The 16,373-nt window shown below is 40.7% G+C and carries 17 protein-coding genes; 10 read left to right on the top strand and 7 right to left on the bottom strand.

Going from position 1 to position 16,373, the window contains the following annotated elements; genetic code table 11:
- The first annotated feature begins 12 nt into the window (after window positions 1–12).
- Window positions 13–1,017: a response regulator gene (locus ACXAFE_RS08455; protein WP_475151294.1), complete on the top strand. Its 1,005-nt coding sequence runs from the start codon at window positions 13–15 to the stop codon at window positions 1,015–1,017.
- Window positions 1,018–1,021: 4 nt separating this feature from the next.
- Window positions 1,022–1,972, top strand: a complete 951-nt coding sequence (locus ACXAFE_RS08450) for a sensor domain-containing diguanylate cyclase (RefSeq protein ID WP_054980427.1) — start codon at window positions 1,022–1,024, stop codon at window positions 1,970–1,972.
- Window positions 1,973–2,026: 54 nt separating this feature from the next.
- On the opposite strand, the gene ACXAFE_RS08445 is transcribed toward ACXAFE_RS08450, so the two are convergent.
- Complete coding sequence (locus tag ACXAFE_RS08445; RefSeq protein ID WP_475153599.1) at window positions 2,027–2,353, bottom strand: ribonuclease E inhibitor RraB; 327 nt, start codon at window positions 2,351–2,353, stop codon at window positions 2,027–2,029.
- Between the two features lie 315 nt (window positions 2,354–2,668).
- On the opposite strand from ACXAFE_RS08445, the gene ACXAFE_RS08440 reads away from it, so the two are divergent.
- The 3 genes from ACXAFE_RS08440 to ACXAFE_RS08430 are packed head-to-tail and all read left to right on the top strand — an operon-like array spanning window position 2,669 to window position 8,933.
- Window positions 2,669–4,342 (top strand): autotransporter assembly complex protein TamA, encoded by a 1,674-nt coding sequence (locus ACXAFE_RS08440; RefSeq protein ID WP_475151289.1) that lies wholly within the window; start codon window positions 2,669–2,671, stop codon window positions 4,340–4,342.
- A complete protein-coding gene (tamB, locus tag ACXAFE_RS08435) occupies window positions 4,339–8,040 on the top strand; it encodes an autotransporter assembly complex protein TamB (protein ID WP_475151282.1) in 3,702 nt (1,233 codons plus the stop codon). The genes ACXAFE_RS08440 and tamB overlap by 4 nt, the downstream gene beginning before the upstream one ends.
- A 2-nt stretch (window positions 8,041–8,042) precedes the next feature.
- Window positions 8,043–8,933, top strand: coding sequence for a peptidylprolyl isomerase (locus ACXAFE_RS08430; protein WP_475151278.1), 891 nt, complete (start codon window positions 8,043–8,045; stop codon window positions 8,931–8,933).
- Between the two features lie 19 nt (window positions 8,934–8,952).
- On the opposite strand, the gene queF is transcribed toward ACXAFE_RS08430, so the two are convergent.
- Window positions 8,953–9,801 carry an NADPH-dependent 7-cyano-7-deazaguanine reductase QueF gene (gene queF / locus ACXAFE_RS08425; RefSeq protein WP_475151274.1) on the bottom strand — a complete coding sequence of 283 codons (849 nt, stop codon included), beginning with the start codon at window positions 9,799–9,801 and terminating at the stop codon, window positions 8,953–8,955.
- A 61-nt stretch (window positions 9,802–9,862) separates the two neighbouring features.
- Between queF and syd the strand changes: the two genes are divergently transcribed.
- The gene (syd, locus tag ACXAFE_RS08420) at window positions 9,863–10,411 is read left to right on the top strand and encodes a SecY-interacting protein (protein ID WP_475151268.1); all 549 of its coding nucleotides are present in this window, start codon (window positions 9,863–9,865) and stop codon (window positions 10,409–10,411) included.
- Window positions 10,412–10,604: 193 nt separating this feature from the next.
- Here the strand turns inward: syd and ACXAFE_RS08415 are convergent, their stop codons facing one another.
- The 3 genes from ACXAFE_RS08415 to ACXAFE_RS08405 are packed head-to-tail and all read right to left on the bottom strand — an operon-like array spanning window position 10,605 to window position 11,924.
- Window positions 10,605–11,378: a Zn-ribbon-containing protein gene (locus ACXAFE_RS08415; protein ID WP_475151264.1), complete on the bottom strand. Its 774-nt coding sequence runs from the start codon at window positions 11,376–11,378 to the stop codon at window positions 10,605–10,607.
- Between the two features lie 4 nt (window positions 11,379–11,382).
- Window positions 11,383–11,655, bottom strand: a complete 273-nt coding sequence (locus ACXAFE_RS08410; RefSeq protein WP_475151261.1) for a hypothetical protein — start codon at window positions 11,653–11,655, stop codon at window positions 11,383–11,385.
- A gap of 41 nt (window positions 11,656–11,696) precedes the next feature.
- Entirely contained in the window at window positions 11,697–11,924 is a 228-nt protein-coding gene (locus tag ACXAFE_RS08405) for a DUF2789 domain-containing protein (RefSeq protein ID WP_105171210.1), read from the bottom strand.
- Window positions 11,925–12,034: 110 nt separating this feature from the next.
- Between ACXAFE_RS08405 and ACXAFE_RS08400 the strand changes: the two genes are divergently transcribed.
- Window positions 12,035–12,688 (top strand): GNAT family N-acetyltransferase, encoded by a 654-nt coding sequence (locus ACXAFE_RS08400; protein ID WP_475151253.1) that lies wholly within the window; start codon window positions 12,035–12,037, stop codon window positions 12,686–12,688.
- A 606-nt stretch (window positions 12,689–13,294) separates the two neighbouring features.
- Here the strand turns inward: ACXAFE_RS08400 and ACXAFE_RS08395 are convergent.
- Both ACXAFE_RS08395 and ACXAFE_RS08390 read right to left on the bottom strand, forming a co-directional pair.
- The gene (locus ACXAFE_RS08395; RefSeq protein WP_475151249.1) at window positions 13,295–13,597 is read right to left on the bottom strand and encodes a DUF3301 domain-containing protein; all 303 of its coding nucleotides are present in this window, start codon (window positions 13,595–13,597) and stop codon (window positions 13,295–13,297) included.
- A gap of 15 nt (window positions 13,598–13,612) precedes the next feature.
- Window positions 13,613–14,635: a DUF3549 family protein gene (locus ACXAFE_RS08390; RefSeq protein WP_475151245.1), complete on the bottom strand. Its 1,023-nt coding sequence runs from the start codon at window positions 14,633–14,635 to the stop codon at window positions 13,613–13,615.
- Window positions 14,636–14,730: 95 nt separating this feature from the next.
- Here ACXAFE_RS08390 and ACXAFE_RS08385 point away from each other — a divergent pair, with 95 nt between their 5' ends.
- The 3 genes from ACXAFE_RS08385 (at window position 14,731) to ACXAFE_RS08375 (ending at window position 16,359) form a co-directional block, all read left to right on the top strand.
- Window positions 14,731–15,021, top strand: a complete 291-nt coding sequence (locus ACXAFE_RS08385; RefSeq protein WP_010559860.1) for a YqcC family protein — start codon at window positions 14,731–14,733, stop codon at window positions 15,019–15,021.
- The gene (truC, locus tag ACXAFE_RS08380; RefSeq protein WP_475151239.1) at window positions 15,021–15,773 is read left to right on the top strand and encodes a tRNA pseudouridine(65) synthase TruC; all 753 of its coding nucleotides are present in this window, start codon (window positions 15,021–15,023) and stop codon (window positions 15,771–15,773) included. The genes ACXAFE_RS08385 and truC overlap by 1 nt, the downstream gene beginning before the upstream one ends.
- A 136-nt stretch (window positions 15,774–15,909) precedes the next feature.
- Window positions 15,910–16,359: a flavodoxin domain-containing protein gene (locus ACXAFE_RS08375; RefSeq protein ID WP_475151236.1), complete on the top strand. Its 450-nt coding sequence runs from the start codon at window positions 15,910–15,912 to the stop codon at window positions 16,357–16,359.
- The last annotated feature ends 14 nt before the right edge of the window (window positions 16,360–16,373 follow it).

Raw genomic sequence — 16,373 nt, 5'->3', positions numbered from 1 at the left:
AAGAGTGATAGTATGGCAACCCCAGTTTTAATATGTGATGACTCTCGTTTGGCGCGGCGACAGCTCGCTCGTTCGCTACCAGATGATTGGGACATACAAATTGAATACGCTGAAAATGGTCTTCATTGTTTAGAGCAAATAAAAGCGATTCAACCTGAAATTCTGTTCCTCGATCTTAATATGCCACAAATGGACGGCTACGAAGTGCTGCAAGCAATTAAAGCAGAGAATTTGCATGTGCTGGTGGTGGTGGTGTCTGGTGATATTCAGCCAACGGCCCATGAACGAGTGATGACACTGGGGGCGATTGATTTTATAACTAAGCCGTGCGATGGCGCCAAGCTAGAAGAGATTATTGAAAAACATGGCATTAAAGACAAAGCCATGCGCGAACGCTTGCAGCATTCACTTGGCGAGCAACTCGATCCTGAGCTGCGAGATATCTATCAAGAAATCACTAACGTAGCGATGGGGCAAGCGGGTAACTTATTAGCACGCTTGCTTAATGTGTTTGTTGAACTGCCCATTCCTAACGTTAACGTATTAGAAGTCAATGAGCTTTCAATGGCGTTGCAATCAATTGATACCAATGCCTCCACATCAGGTGTATGTCAGGGCTTTATAGGCGGTGGCGTATCGGGTGAAGCATTATTGCTACTCAATGATTCAAGTTTTGTTGAAATCGCATCTTTAATGAATTACGAAGGTGAACTGAATCAAAAAGTGGAACTAGAGCTGTTAATGGACGTGGGGAATATTCTCATTGGCGCAGTATTAACGGGGCTCGCTAAACAACTTGATATGCACTTTTCACAAGGGCACCCTGTGGTAATGGGGCAGCACTGTAACGTAGCAGATTTAGTCAGTACTAACCAAGATCGTTGGCAGCGCACGTTAGCAATTGAGATCAGTTACGGCATTGAAAATCACAACGTTAACTGTGATCTAATGTTGTTATTTACTGAAGACTCACTAAAAACACTCAAGTTTAAAACACAATACTTATTAGAAGACTAACACTATGAGCGTAGACTTTGAACTCAATGAAATTCACTGGATGATGGATATGTTTAACACCATAGACGTCGGTTTGGTGGTGTTAGACAGAAAATACAATATTTGTGTTTGGAATGGCTTTATGGAAGCCCATTCCGGTTTGTTACCGAGTGCGGTAAAAGGCAAAGACGTATTTGATGCCTTCCCCGGTATTGATGAACCTTGGTTTCGTTCAAAAGCCGAATCGGTGTTTGTGTTAAAAACGCGTTCTTTCACCATTTGGGAACAGCATCCGTACATTTTTAAGTTTAAAAATTACCGACCAATCACTGGGAAAGCGGATTACATGTACCAAAATGGCACTCTTATTCCGCTGACGAACACCACAGGCGAAGTGTCTCACTTGTGCGTGATTATTTACGATGTAACTGATGAAGCGGTTAACAAACTTGAGCTTGAACAAGCGAACGCAAAACTAGAAGAATTAAGCCGAGTTGATAGGTTAACGAATCTTTATAATCGCGGATTTTGGGAAGAAAGCTTTTCAAAAGAGTTCAAGCGTCAGCAACGCAGTCAGGCAAAAAGCTGCTTGTTAATGTTCGATATCGATCACTTTAAAAAGATTAATGATTTATTTGGTCATCAAGGTGGCGATGCGGCGCTGTGTTTTGTGTCACAAACGTTGAAAAAAGTGCTGCGTGAGTCGGATGTAGCAGGGCGTTATGGCGGTGAGGAATTTGCTGTAACGTTAGTTGATACTGACTTAGATGGCGCTAAAGTATTTGCTGAACGCTTGCGTAAAACCATAGAAGATGCGGTAATCCATTACGAAGAGTCGGAAATCACGCTTACTATAAGCATAGGTATTGCGCAGTTCGATGGTAAATATACAAAATACGAACAGTGGATTGAAGACGCCGATAAAGCGCTATATCGTTCAAAAGAAGCAGGGCGAAACACCATTAATGTGGCGTAATTCTGCAGGCTTAGCGTTAGCAAGTTAACATACTTACTAACGCTATTAGCTTTCTTACTCAGCTAAAATACCCCAACCGTCGCCGTAGCCATTAAGTGGATTAGCAACTGATTCTAGGTAGTTTTCTAAATCTGTAATAAGCTGATGGTCCGGTACCATTTCAACACTCACTAACACTTCAAATACCCCTGTATCAGGACACTTTTGTTGCTTGGTATTAGGAGCAAGACCGTCCTCGCTAATAACTTTGGCAAACTTATCTGCATCACTGACTTTTTCAAAAAGAATAAAGAAGTCGAGTGTATGTGTTTTGGTTAAATCGACACCTTCTTGGTGCATCTCGGCCAAAATTTGCCCATTGTCGTCTGTTGGAAAATCCATCAAGGTACTCACGTAATAATTTATAGCGCTAAGTTTACTGCGTGCGTGAAACGGGGTAAATATGTAATCGTGAATGTTTTTGTTTATTCGCACATTTTGGCAGGTTAGAATAGGTACGGTTGCTTTTTGACGTTCTATTTCATTCTCGTTGAGCGTGTTTTTATCACGGCCTTTGATGTGTTGCATTGTAGGCTCAGCGAGCGTCGACGAGCAAAGGCTGATATGCGCTTAAAGAATCAATCGCCTCCGAATTCATGATTAAAATAAATTGAGTATAAATTGTTCCGCAGCATTATTATTTTTACAGTGTTATGTTTGTTCTCTTGCTCAGTGTTGGCATCGCCAATTGTTTCGAGCATTACTGTAAAAACAGAAAACGACGGGCTAAAACGCAACGTCGAGTTATATTTAAATGAACTCAAACAACAGTCATTTTCTCCAAGCATCATTAAAAAAGCTAAAACGCTTACGCAAAATGCGTTAAAACCGTTTGGTTATTACTTACCGACCATTGACCTTAAAGCAGAAGATGACGACGGGCAAGTACGCCTCGTTGTTAATGTCGATGCAAAAACGGTGACACAAATTAGCCAGCTCGATATTCAGGTCTTCGGTGACGCTGCAAGGCAAAAAGAAATTAACGAAGAGATAGCAAAACTTAACTTGGCGGTTGGTCAGGCGCTTAATCATAGCGCGTATGAAAAAGCAAAAAGCCAGATCAGCTCCGTGCTTTTCGAATATGGTTATTTTGACACAAAGTGGTTAAAGCATGCCATTGAAGTACGCCGTGGTACTTACAGCGCGGTTATTCGCTTACATGTGGATTCGGGAATTCGCTATAAATTTGGCCCTGTTGTGCTAGATAAAGAAATAAAAGCGTACGAGTTGGTGCACCGTTTAAATCCAATGGTTGTTGGCAATCCATATGATAACAACACGGTAACTGATTTTAATATTCAACTGTCAAACATGCCTTACTTTAAAAGTGTGCGTGTTTATCCCGATATTATTAATCGTGAAAATGGTGAGATCTCGGTTATCGTACAACTGCTGCATAAACCTGAGAACAGTTTCGAGGTCGGTGGTGGTGTAAGCACTGACGATAACGGTTTAAAGTTACGGTTTAAATGGACTAAACCATGGATCAGCGAAAATGGCCATTACCTTGAAACCAACATTGAAGCCAGTCAAGTAGACCCACAAGCACGTATTAGTTATACCATTCCGGTGAACGATCCGAATAATGATGTTTGGCGTTTTGGCGCGGGTTATATTTATGACGATAATAAACTATCCCGAAAAGCAACAGTGCAAGCACAACGACAATGGCTTACAGAGAGTAATTGGATCCGTACCGCGTTTTTAAAGTATGAAATCGAAAATTATGAAATAGACAGCACCCATTATCACAGCAATATGGTACTGCCGGGCATTAGTTACGCAAGAAAACGTACGCTAGGTGGAACTACGCCATATTGGGGTGAGCAGTTGTTAATTTCCACCGAATTTGCCAGCGAAAGCCTCGCATCCGATACAGATTTAGTAAAAGTGCAGCTATTAGGTCAACGCATTACCACTTTTGCTGAGCGTCATATGCTATTTGGCCGCATTAATATAGGCGCCATAATCACTGATGATATTAATGATGTGCCAATTTCGATGCGCTTTTTTGCTGGTGGTGATAAAAGTATTCGCGGTTATCGTTATGAGTCGGTGGCACCAAAAATTAATGACCAAGTTGTTGGAGGGCAGTACTTAGCTACTACCAGTGCCGAATATAACTATCGCTTTTTACCGAATTGGCGGGCCGCGTTATTTATTGACGCCGGTACTGCAACCAACGATTTCGAAGATAAAATTCAGGTAGGTACAGGCCTTGGTTTGCGCTGGTTAACGCCAATTGGCCCGGTAAGAATTGATTATGCCTTTGCTGTTACTGATGACACGCGTACAGGTCGCTTTAGTATTACCATAGGGCCAGAAATATGAGTGAAACGGTAACTAAAATCACACTAACGAAAACGGTTTTACGCGTGTTTCGTAATCTATTTTGGTCTTTGTTAGTAGCACTTATTGGATTAGTCGCGCTGGTATTCAGTGGTGTTGGAAATCAACTGATAGTGTATGGTGCAAACAAACTCGTGCCTAATCTTTCTATTTCCATGAAAGACGATCCTTTGTTACGCGGCGGTCAGTTTAGCGTTAGTTATAAAAACGAACAGTTAGCGCTTACGTTAGTTAATGCGCAGCTTGATGTGCGTTTTTATAGTTGTGCAGCGATATGTGTAAAGCAGTTTAATGCGCAATCTGTTGCGGTTGAGTTAGCAGCAAATAAAAATACCCAAGAGCCTGATACGCAATCGCCACTTGGCAAAATAGAGCTGCCAGTGTCGTTAGCGGTAAACACATTTTCAATAAAATCATTTCGTTTTACCCAGGGTGAGTTGGCGCTTGATGTCACAGAGTTTTTTACCCAACTTAATGCGCAAAAGAGTGAGCTGACCGTTGAGCGCTTAGCAGTAAATAAGATTAAGTTAGCGTTGCCTGCACAAAATAAAGAAACCAGTGCTACAAAATCAACATCGCCAATAACGATGCCAAAAATATCGCCACTGCATTTTGAAACCCCACTTGATTGGCAAATAAACGCGCTACGTGTATCGCAATTTGAGCTAGTACAAGCAGATGTATCGCAAGTGATTCGAAATGTATCGTTACAGGCAAAGCAACAGGCGAGTGATTTAAATATTATTCACTTAAGCCTTGATTATCAGGACGTCAGTGCGGCACTGAAAGGCGCTTTATCCCTATCAAACCAAAACCCAATAAGCTTAAACGCAACTGTTAAACACCCAAAACACGCTATTAAGGCGAATCTTGAAGGGGATTTAAGTGCATTAACAATCAGCAGTGAATTAACGGGTTTGTACAGTGCATCAGTTAATGGCAGTGCATCGTTGCTGAATGCGCAACTACCGTTTGAGCTGAGCGTTTTATCAAAGCACTTAGAGCTAGTACAAGACGATAAAACAATCGCCGTAGATGATGCAAGCGTTAGTGCAAAAGGCGATTTGACCGCTTTTGATTATAGTTTGAACACAAAGCTAAGTGTTACAGATATGCCAAAGCTTGCGATTGATGGTCAGGGCAAAGGTAATTTCTCTGAACTCAATATTGAACGCTTGGATATAGAAAGTGAAAAAAGTACATTAACACTCGCGGGTAAGGTGAATTGGCAACAAGGCGTTGATGCCTCTATTTCAGTATTATCTGAGAATATTAGTACTGAGGAGTTTTTGCCTTCGGTTGCTTCTAATTTAGCGCTAAAAGGTGACTTGGCGGTACGCGCAAATGGTAACGAGTGGCAACTCGATATTTCGGAATTCGCAGTTGCCGGTCAAATAAACAATGCGCCTATCGATGCGATTGTTGCGATGAAAGTTGATGATAGCCTAAAAGCGTCAATATCTCAGTTACAGATCACCAGTGACAAAAATCAATTAACGTTACATGGCGAAATTACAAAAGAGTGGGATATTTCAGGTAACCTGAATTTAGTAAACCCCGATACGCTTGACCCAAGGTTGTCAGGACATGGAAACGCTGAGTTTAAAATTACCGGCGAGCTCGAAAAACCAAAAGCGCGCTGGCAAGCAAATTTAAAACAGTTGGCATTTGAAGAGTACCGAATTGATACGCTTAGCAGTGAAGGTCATGTTGATGTTGCAAAAAATTATTTAAGTAAAATTGCGCTTGATGCCAAAGAGATCTCACTTGATGATCAGCCTATTCATGCGGTTTCCATTTTGATAGAGGGCGACCTAAAGCAACATTTGGCTGAGCTATCGTTAGAATCTGAAACATTAAATGCAAAATCACAAATTAACGGTGGTTTAATCAACAACCAATATGCTGGTAGCTTAAATAAGCTGGCGCTTAAAAATCAAAAAATCAATTTAACTAATCAGCAAGCGATAGATTTCAGTTATCACGTAAACTCTGGCCAAGTTAATATTAGCGAACATTGCTGGCAAGGCACCAATACAGCCTTTTGTTTAAAACCGCTAACGGCATCGGCCGAGCAAGGTGAATTATCGTTAGCATTAACGCACTTCGATCTTTCTCTATTAACGTTAGCGCTTCCTAAAAGCATAACGCCTGCAGGCCAATTATTCGGCCATTTAGATGCACGCTGGCAAAATGGCAAATTATTGAGTTTAAATAGTGAGATCAAATCCAGCGACGTTAATTTTGCAATCAACGAAAGCTTTATTAAAACGCAAGTGCCAATCGAACAGTTTTATTTGAACGCTAAAGCGGATCAAAAAAATGTTACGTTAGATGCAAACTTAACATCGTCCGTACTAGGCAACATTATTAGTGATATCGATATTACAGATGTGACCGGAAAACGTGCGTTAACAGGCAAAATACAACTACAAGCGCTCGACTTTAGTAATTTAACCGGCTTTAGCCAGCAAATTGATAAGCTCGACGGTGAACTGAATGCCGATGTTACCTTATCAGGCAGCACGTTTTCGCCACAAGTAAACGGAAAACTAGCTCTACAAGGGCTTGCGTTTCTCGCGCCATGGACGCCATTAAGCATTGAACAAGGCAATATGGCTATAAACTTTAATGATCATAGTGCTAATCTCAACGGCGAATTGTTTGATAGCAATAAAGGCAGTTTAGCGCTTGATGGCCAAGCAAATTGGCAAGACGAACTGAGTGCGAGCGCCAATATTAAAGGCAATGGTTTTAAAATCGCCCTTGAGCCTAATTTGTGGTTTGCAATATCGCCAAATATTAATATGACCTATGAACAGCAGTTCGCCAATGTTTCAGGGCAAGTACGTGTCGTTGATGGCCGCATTAAAGTAAAAGAATTACCTGAAGGTGCTGTAAGCGTTTCCGATGATGAAGTTATTGTTGATGCTGCTAAACAAACCAAGAAACCGTTACCAATTCGCTACGGCATCGATCTTTCAGTTGTCATTGATGAGAATGTGCGTATTGATTCGTTTGGTTTACGCTCAAAGCTAAAGGGCGATGTGCTGTTTAAACAAGTAGGCGATACGCCGCTGATTGCAACGGGTGAAGTAGCGTTAATAGAGGGTTACTATCGTGGGTTAGGGCAAGAGCTGCAAATCGAAAAAGGGCAAATCGCCTTTAATGGTGCGGTTGATAAACCGCTACTGAATGTGAGAGCAATTCGTAACCCCGACCTTACTGAAGACGGTGTTATTGCTGGCATAAAACTCACAGGTGGTGTTGAACAGCCGCGCCTTGAAGTATTTTCAGATCCCAAGATGGATCAAGCCATGGCGCTGTCTTATTTATTGTCAGGGCGTCCGCTCAGCGATTCTAACTCTTCGAGTGATGGCATGTTAACCCAGCTCTTATTATCGCGCGGTCTTGCGCATGGTGAGGGCAGTATTACTAAAATAGGTGAAGCAATCGGTATCGAAGATGTATCGTTATCATCTCGTGGCAGTGGTGAAGAAACCAAAGTAGAGATCTCAGGTTACGTCGCGCCCGGCATTCAAGTGCGATACAGTATTGGCATATTTGATTCGATGAGCGAAGTTGCAGTGCGCTATCAATTACTACCAAAACTGTATATTGAAGCGATTAGCGGCCTAAATGACTCGCTCGATATTTTATATAAATTTGATTGGGACTAATAATGATAAGAAAAACCCTAGTATCGCTTTTTGTAGGCGCGTTGGCTGTTATCAGCACAGCAAGCCAAAGCAATGATAAGCCATTATCACCTGCCAAAGTGATAGCACAATCAAGCCAAAATGAATGGCGTGCGCTCGATTTAGAAAACACGTTAATACTATCGCTAAACACTGGCGATGTAGTAATTGAGCTCAACCCGTTGCTTGCTCCTAATCACGTTACTAACTTTAAAAAGTTAGTACGGGAAGGATTTTATAAAGACTTAAATATTTATCGTTTTGTCGAAGGCTTTGTTGCGCAAGGTGGTGATATTTCAGAAAAGAAACAGCCAAAAGCAGCTAGCAAATCCATCGCCGCGGAATTTATAAAAACAACACAAAAACCCATTACAATACAGCTTGTGGATACACAAGATGGTTATGCTGATAAAACTGGCTTTTTAAATGGTTTTGCTGTGGCGCAAAACGCGGCGGGCACTCAAACATGGCAAACTCACTGTATTGGCAATTTTGCGATGGCGAGAGGCAACGAGCTGGATAGTGGCGGTACAGAGTTTTACGTGATTTTGGGCAATCACCGTTATTTAGATTTAAATATCACATCGTTTGGACGCGTTGTAACGGGTATTGAGCATATTCAACGGCTAGATAGAAAAGCAAAAACGACTATTGAAGATGTTAGCTTTAATCCAATTCGCAATTTTGTTGTCGCAGCAGATTTAAGCGATTCGCCAGCACATGATGTTGAAGTGATGAAAACTAATAGTGATAGTTTTAAGCAGTATATTGAATCACGACGCAATCGCCCAGAACCTTGGTTTCACCACCAAGCAAATTACATCGATGTCTGTGGCTTAAACGTGCCTATGCGCGCAAAAACCACAGAAAAATAACGATAGTTTAAGTAACCGCTTATTGGCGGTTACTTTTTAACTTAAATTGCGTTGTCGAAAAATCGGTAGAGCGATACGGGTTGATATCTAAACCACCACGACGCGTATAGCGTGCAAATACTTCAAGTTGTGTCATCGACAACTTATTCTGAATATCGCAAAACAAGCGCTCGACACATTGTTCGTGAAATTCGTTATGATTTCTAAATGAAATAAGGTACTTGAGCAAACTCTCATGGCATATTTTTTTGCCGGTATAGCGGATCACCACTGATGCCCAATCTGGCTGTGATGTGATCAAGCAGTTAGATTTTAATAAATGGCTATACAGTGTCTCAGTCACAATCTCATTGCTCGCATCGGCTTTGAGCAGCTCGGTATTGAGATCGTATTCACTTACTTCAATATCTAAGTCATCTAAACACGTGCCAGTAAACGGGGTTGGCATTAAGCAATCGAAATCGTCGGCATTGAAAAGTTTTACAACCACATCGCAATTTGCCGATTTAGATAAATCGCGGGTTAGAATTTGCTGAACCTGCGCCATAGAATCAAATTTAGTTTGGTTAAAGCTGTTTAAATATAGTTTAAATGACTTTGATTCAATAATATGGCTGCTGGTGGCTGGGAAAATGAACTCAGCAACGGCTACGACTGGCTTACCTTTTTGATTTAACCAAGAAAGCTCATAGCCTGTCCACGTATCTTCGCCTTTAAATGGCAATGCACTTTCATCGATATTTAAATCGTCGCGATTAAGTTTTCGTGCAATGGGAAACAGTAACGACGCATCGTAACTGTCTTTATATTCGGTTTGTTGTCCGAGTAAAGCACCTTTTAATTCAGGCGCGTCTTGGTAATGTGACATAATCAGATTAAAATCGGTAAAATAATTAACTATTGTAACGAATAAATTGGGCAAAGGCAGTATGTCAATTAGCGAAAACTTACAACGCGTGTACACGGAAATTACGCAATTAGCAAAGCAGAAAACAGGGCAGGCACCGCGCGTGTTTCACGATAGTGATTGGCCAAGTCCATGTGAAATACCAAATAGTGTCGAAAATGAATCGGTTGCTTGGCAGCAAGTGGCGCAAAACGGTAATATGCAGGCGTTAGAAAAAGCCCTTGAAACACAATTTCCGGCGGCACTTCAGGCTTATTTTAGCAGCTTTTACAGCGATAATTTATTTGCCAGTTATCAGGACCATAATCTTTGTTTGTTGCAAGCTTGGAGCGAACAAGACTTTGATCGCTTACAGCAAAATATTACCGGCCATGTGCTTATGAAGCGTCGGTTAAAACAGGCCGATACGGTGTTTTTTGCAACCTGTGAAGAAGATGATTTGCTACTTGTAATGAAATTAGAGGATGCAAGTATCTGGCTTGAATACCTTGGTAAAGAACCACACCATAAACTAGCAGACTCAATGGAAGCATTTTTAGCTGACTGCAAGGGTCTCTACTACACGCAATAACGTGTAATACTAAGGTTATTAATTATCTGATTTTGTTTTCGAGCAAAAGCATCATCACGTACGTTAAAAAATTCTGATGTTGCACAGTGAAAAGTCACATTTTTCACTTTGTTGCAGAATGTTTTTTTGTCGAAGTAAAAAAGTGGTAGTTACTATAATAAGGCGCGCTTTGCGCCTTATAGAAGTATTGACGTTACTGAAAGTCCCACGAAATATTAGATACCAGCTCACAGGTATCACAGCGAAAATCAAACAAGCCAAACCATGGCTCTTCTAAGCGCCAATCACCGTTACATTTCGGACATTTACGCGACAACTCTTGCTCTTTTGATAATCCGCCCACTCGGTATAAATAGTAATACACCGGTTTTTTCGTAAGGAAGCGAATGCGCTTTGATAAATCCATACCGCGTCTAAAAAGATCACTATCAATATCAGCTAATTCTTTAATTGCTGCAAATTCGCAGCGTGTTGCACCATTGATTTGAATTTGGTCGCAAGCTTGCCAATCTTCTTGCCACTTTAACAGAGCTTTAAAGTCACCATTGGCAACTGCAGGCACTTTATAGAGTGGTACGGGCATAAAGTCGTCACCGCAGTAAAGCGGGCTACAGGTATGCAAATAGGTAGTATATAAAATATAGCTCGATGGCGATGAACAAGCGTCAGAGCCATTAGAATGAATATCTTGCCCAATTACTTTTACTTTCGGCTGTAATAGGCCAGCTTCATTGAGTTTCTCTAAGCTAAATTTTACAAATGGACTGTGATTTAATGGATGCAGTGCGTCTTCTTCTGGGCACATAACACGGGTAATAAAAAAGCCATCTTTTAGCGTTGTTGGAAATTCTTCCCCAATAATTTGGCCATTAAAGCGCAGTGCATTAACTAAACGCACTATGGCTTGTTCAGCCGCATCGAGAGTGGTGTCTTGATAGCAATCAAAGGTAAGGTCGACAATGTACATAGGATTATTTATTTTCTAGCAGGGATAACAACTTATCGAGCTTAGCTTCGATACGATCGAGTTGCGTTTGCGACGCACTTGAGGTTTGTGCTGGCTGTTGCACTTGCTTTAGTGTTTGATGTTCAAAATCACTTGGGTTTTGTTTATAACGTGCAAGCACATCAATAATGATAGGCATTGGCACCGGTTGAGGTAAATTTGCTTTTACGAGTGCAACATTGGGTTGCTTGTTGGTAGCTAACAGCTTACTGATAGTTGCGATGACGATATCTTGCATAAATGTGCCCTTTTAAAACCATTGGGCAATTTTACTGTAATCTAACGGAGCAGGCTATCGAGTTGATCGATAATTTCGCACCAATCAGCATCTTGCTCGATTGATTCTTTAATAAAGCTCGCTTGGCTTTGGCTCCAAAATGGCGCATCGGCAAGTATTAGGCTTGGTGAAATTTTATGGGTAGCGATAAATTGTTCAATCGCTTCATCTGTTGAATCGAGCCCAAGTTGTGAAAACAGATCATTCATTGCATGTGAACCTGATTCCATAATATTGCTCCTATGTTTGCTAAAGAAGGTTGTTTTAACGCTATAACTATAGAATAGCTCAAATAATGTGCTAACTTGAAGTGTGAACAATAATAATAAAGGAAGATATTATGGCTGATGAAACATTAGCAACCCCAACGTTAGACACAGAATTAAAAGCTAGCTATTTAACCGCAGAAGACTGCAAAATCGCAGCAAGTGTATTGTATCAAGCGTATCACGATGATGAGTTATTTCAGCAAATCTTGGGATACGATAAAGCAAATAAAGGTGCTTACGAGAAAAAACTCCGCTTATTAATACGTGAAGAGCTAGCCAGCTTTTGGCAAAGCCATCAGCACATTATCGGCGTATTTGCTGGTGACAATTTGCTCGCGGTTAGCTGTGTGCAAAAAGCCAATGATGCGTTAGCTGCGGACAGAGTATGGCACTGGCGCTTAAAATTAATGCTCAACACTGGGGTATTATCTACCAATCAGCTTATCGAAAAAGAAAAAGCAATCCACCAAGCCGTCGCAAGCTTCGCTAATTGCTGCTTTATTAGCTTATTTGCAGTCGATCCTCATGTGCAACACCAAGGTATCGGCCGTTACTTATTAAGGGCAATTGATGACGTTGTTAAATCTGATGGAGCGCAGGCAAGTGCGGTGTTCATTACACGGGAACGTTTTCACGATTTATTTATAAGTGAAGGTTACCAAGGTGAAACTGAACTTACATTTACCAAAGTGTCTGGAAAACTGTTTGTTAAGCAAAAGGGCTAAGTCGCTTTCTGACAAATAGTGTGTAGGAAATATCTCACAATGATGTGAGTTTGTGATGCTTTAAGTGCTGTAAATAGCACTTATTTTCATTTAACTCTATGTAATAAAAGAAAAATTATAATATGTATAAAAGATTAATAAATTTAGAATCGATTTACCTCATTACATTAGTCACAAATTCTCACTATTATTAACATCAACAAGGAAGCAAACATACAGGAAGTATGTTTTATGCCAAGGAATGGAATTTAGGCATAGATACAGGGCGTATCAAGGGAACAAAGGACAAGGATGCAAGGATGACGGTGCACTAAATGAGTTAGTGTTTTGCAAAGATGCAAAAAGGATAAACGCAGGAGCGTTTAAAGGATGGTTTAGGAAAAACCAAAATACAGGGAAAGGCTAGGAGCAAAGGGGACACCTCAGGATGAGGGTAGGAATTGGGACAAGGATAGCTAGGGAAGCATGGATTGGTTTCCTTCAATGGATGAAAAATGGATGTGCGAAAGCATAAATGGTGATGGATAACCAAGGAAAAATGGATGTTTTTTCGAATTTGAGGCGCGGCATTATGTTGCGCCTTAGCTTTTTCTGACGTACTAAAAATTAGTTTATTTTATGTGGCGGCACATCAACACTGATCACTTTGTCATTTTCTAAATTAACCACGCCATTGTAACTGTCCTCGCCATTACTCGAAAACTCCCAAACAAAAGTTGATTTAAGCCCTGGTTTTCCATTTTTTAAAATACCAATACGCTTTTTGGTACACGCAATACTAAGAAACTGTACATTCAGTTTTTCACTATGGCGATTGGCATATTCTCTTGCACTTTCAGCAGCTTGTCGGTCAAGCCAAAATAAGTAGATCACTGTTGCAACAGTCAGAATAAGCCAAATTGACGCCATATCGTTACCTAATAATTATTGTTGAAATAGTTTTCCAATTGCACGCGAAAGGGCTTCGCTTCTATTTTGCATTCGGATCATTGCTAACATATGAGGGCGTAAACTTGGAATTGCAACAAGATCAGCAAATATGCCAGCAAAAACATCTTGGTCGTGCTCTGATGCGAGGTAATCCATAAGAGCGACAACATGTTTTTCGAGCACATGCCAGCAGCGCCCTGTAAGCGTTAACACGACATCAAGGTTAAGCAAGGTTGGTGTTGTTACTAATATTGCGACAGCACGTTCTAAAATACCTGTGGCAGAAGTATTAGACATCATGCGTAAGTAGTTAATGATATTTTCACTATTTTGTTGTTTAACGGCGTTTTCAAACTGAACGTATAAAGCTTCGGTTAAAGCAACCGAAATTGCACTGTGTTCAAGGGTTGCAGCTAATGAATTAACAACGGGCTGTGGTAACTGATCTAATGCTTTTATTAAGTTGTCTTGATTGGTATCAGTTAATCGCATTGCAAAATCAGCGATGCCTTGTAAGCCAAGTTGCTGCCAGTCATTAAAACCGAGCTTACCGCTAAAATAAAGTTCTACATGTTCATAGTAGGCTGATGCGCTTTGTTTTAGTTCTTTTTTAATAATGGCATTAAACGCCGCAAGTTTATTTGCGTTTGGTGTAAATACATACGGGTTATTATCGAGCTGGCTTTGCGCTTCATCATTGCCCGTAAGTTGATTTCCAAGTGCCTCGATTACCATTGATGCAAAATGATTGCGGCTTGCTTGAACCAGTTTACTTTGTTCGTCGAGCGGCATTTTCAAAAACCAAATGTAGGGCGTTTCTGTCTCGTGGCTATTCCAAAATTGAATCGCTAAAAACGCATGTTGTTGCAATGGAAATGGATAGGGAATTTGATTGTTTTCTATTTGCGAAAATGTTTGCTTATCAATTTTTTGAATGCGGCGACCCATGTCAAAAACGCGCCATGTGGTGCCTGCATTATCAAGAAGTTCGCCAAGGCTTGAGATAGTGTGTTGCATTAATAATTATCCATTCGAGCATTTTGCTCATTATACAATGAAAAGCAGCGAAGTTTTGATAAAATACGTGAATAGCTAAGTAATATAACACTGATATGATCATTCAACTGCTCGACGAATTAAGTGACACGCTAAAAGTACATCAACTGTGGTCAAACACACCACCAAATACTGCAGCATTCGCATCTACTGCGCCATTTTGTTATGACACAATGCGGTTTGAACAATGGTTACAATTTGTATTTATTATCAAAATGAAACAACTTGTTGCCGCAAATCAGCCGCTGCCAAAAGGAGCCAATATTACGCCGATGGCAGAGCAAATGTTAGGCGATTATCCAAAAGTGATTGATGTAATTAAAAAATTAGATAAGGCGCTTAATTAATGTTTGGTGAATTACCGATTTTATATCGTGATGAACACTTTATTGCGATTGATAAACCGTCTGGTTTATTGGTGCATCGCTCTTTTTTAGATAAACGCGAAACTAATTTTGCGATGCAGATGTTACGCGACCAAATTGATCAACATGTGTTTCCGCTTCATCGGTTAGACAGGCCTACATCTGGCGTGTTGTTATTTGGTTTAAGTAGTGATGTCGCACGTACCGCAAGCTCACTCTTTTCAGAGCATAAGATCAGCAAGCGTTACTTAGCGTTAACACGCGGGTTTGCGCCAGAATCGTTGCATGTGGATCATGCACTCAAATACAAACACGACAAGATTGCCGATAAGTTTGCCGATAAAGAAAAACCAGCGCAAGAAGCACAAACCGACTTTAAGTGTTTGCACCAAGCTGTGATCAATAAGCCACTTGGTAAGTTTCCAACGGTGCGTTATTCACTGGTAGAATGTTTACCAAAAACCGGCCGTAAGCACCAAATTAGGCGTCATTTAAACCATATCAATCACCCCATCTTGAATGATGCAAATTACGGTGATAACAAGCAGAATCATTTTTTCCAGCAAGAATTTGGCTTAAATCGCTTGATGTTATTTGCTAAAGAACTGACTTTTGAGCACCCCTTTAGTAAGCAGACTATTCATATTGAGGCCTCGATTGGCGAGCCGGAACTTGAATTATTTAAGCGCTTAGGCTGGCCAGATAAAGAACAAGATTATCGGTTGCTAAAATAACACCTGTTTGCCTAAACTGTTTTAGTGCCAGCTTTATTAATTCGAGATTAAGTTAACTACCTTATTTGCAAGGTTAAAGATGTGAGGTGTTACACATTAATGAAGTTGGTTTAGGGAACTAACGCTAGGAGAAAAAATGGCAAATATTAAGTGTTTCATTGGTACCGTTTACGGGGGGGCAGAAGCCCTTGGTGAACAACTAGAGTCAATTGCACAGTCAAAAGGGCATGGATTTGAACTCTATAACCCAGGCAGTGTTGCTGATTTTGTCTCAAGTGATGTGATTTTGGTAGTTACTTCAACAACCGGGCAGGGGGATATTCCTTTTGAACTTGAATCTTTGTATTTGGCCCTTAAGTCGGAATTTCCGCTAATTTCTGATAAACCATTTGCTGTGATTGCAATGGGAGACAGTAGTTATGGGGAAACTTACTGTGGCGCTGGCAGAAAATTTAGAGAATTACTCATTGAGTTGCGAGGTAATGAAGTGTTAGAGATGTTAAAGGTTGATGCGAGCGAACACTTTGATCCTTTGCCAGTAGCAGCGCCTTGGTTTAACTCACTGCTCGAAGCATTAGACAATTAATTGTTGGTTTGACC

The organism is Pseudoalteromonas sp. ABV4_021 (assembly GCF_056159365.1).
The sequence above is the reverse complement of the archived record's forward strand: the minus strand, read 5'-3'. Positions and strand labels throughout refer to the sequence as shown.

Excerpts from the sequence above, each read along its gene's own strand:
- ACXAFE_RS08400 (WP_475151253.1), top strand. The coding sequence starts at position 12,035 with ATGGCTGATGAAACATTAGCAACCCCAACGTTAGACACAGAATTAAAA.
- ACXAFE_RS08390 (WP_475151245.1), bottom strand. The coding sequence starts at position 14,635 with ATGCAACACACTATCTCAAGCCTTGGCGAACTTCTTGATAATGCAGGC.
- syd (WP_475151268.1), top strand. The coding sequence starts at position 9,863 with ATGTCAATTAGCGAAAACTTACAACGCGTGTACACGGAAATTACGCAA.
- queF (WP_475151274.1), bottom strand. The coding sequence starts at position 9,801 with ATGTCACATTACCAAGACGCGCCTGAATTAAAAGGTGCTTTACTCGGA.
- ACXAFE_RS08450 (WP_054980427.1), top strand. The coding sequence starts at position 1,022 with ATGAGCGTAGACTTTGAACTCAATGAAATTCACTGGATGATGGATATG.
- ACXAFE_RS08455 (WP_475151294.1), top strand. The coding sequence starts at position 13 with ATGGCAACCCCAGTTTTAATATGTGATGACTCTCGTTTGGCGCGGCGA.
- ACXAFE_RS08395 (WP_475151249.1), bottom strand. The coding sequence starts at position 13,597 with ATGGCGTCAATTTGGCTTATTCTGACTGTTGCAACAGTGATCTACTTA.
- ACXAFE_RS08385 (WP_010559860.1), top strand. The coding sequence starts at position 14,731 with ATGATCATTCAACTGCTCGACGAATTAAGTGACACGCTAAAAGTACAT.
- ACXAFE_RS08410 (WP_475151261.1), bottom strand. The coding sequence starts at position 11,655 with ATGCAAGATATCGTCATCGCAACTATCAGTAAGCTGTTAGCTACCAAC.
- ACXAFE_RS08415 (WP_475151264.1), bottom strand. The coding sequence starts at position 11,378 with ATGTACATTGTCGACCTTACCTTTGATTGCTATCAAGACACCACTCTC.
- ACXAFE_RS08375 (WP_475151236.1), top strand. The coding sequence starts at position 15,910 with ATGGCAAATATTAAGTGTTTCATTGGTACCGTTTACGGGGGGGCAGAA.
- ACXAFE_RS08430 (WP_475151278.1), top strand. The coding sequence starts at position 8,043 with ATGATAAGAAAAACCCTAGTATCGCTTTTTGTAGGCGCGTTGGCTGTT.
- truC (WP_475151239.1), top strand. The coding sequence starts at position 15,021 with ATGTTTGGTGAATTACCGATTTTATATCGTGATGAACACTTTATTGCG.
- ACXAFE_RS08445 (WP_475153599.1), bottom strand. The coding sequence starts at position 2,353 with ATGGATTTTCCAACAGACGACAATGGGCAAATTTTGGCCGAGATGCAC.
- tamB (WP_475151282.1), top strand. The coding sequence starts at position 4,339 with ATGAGTGAAACGGTAACTAAAATCACACTAACGAAAACGGTTTTACGC.
- ACXAFE_RS08405 (WP_105171210.1), bottom strand. The coding sequence starts at position 11,924 with ATGGAATCAGGTTCACATGCAATGAATGATCTGTTTTCACAACTTGGG.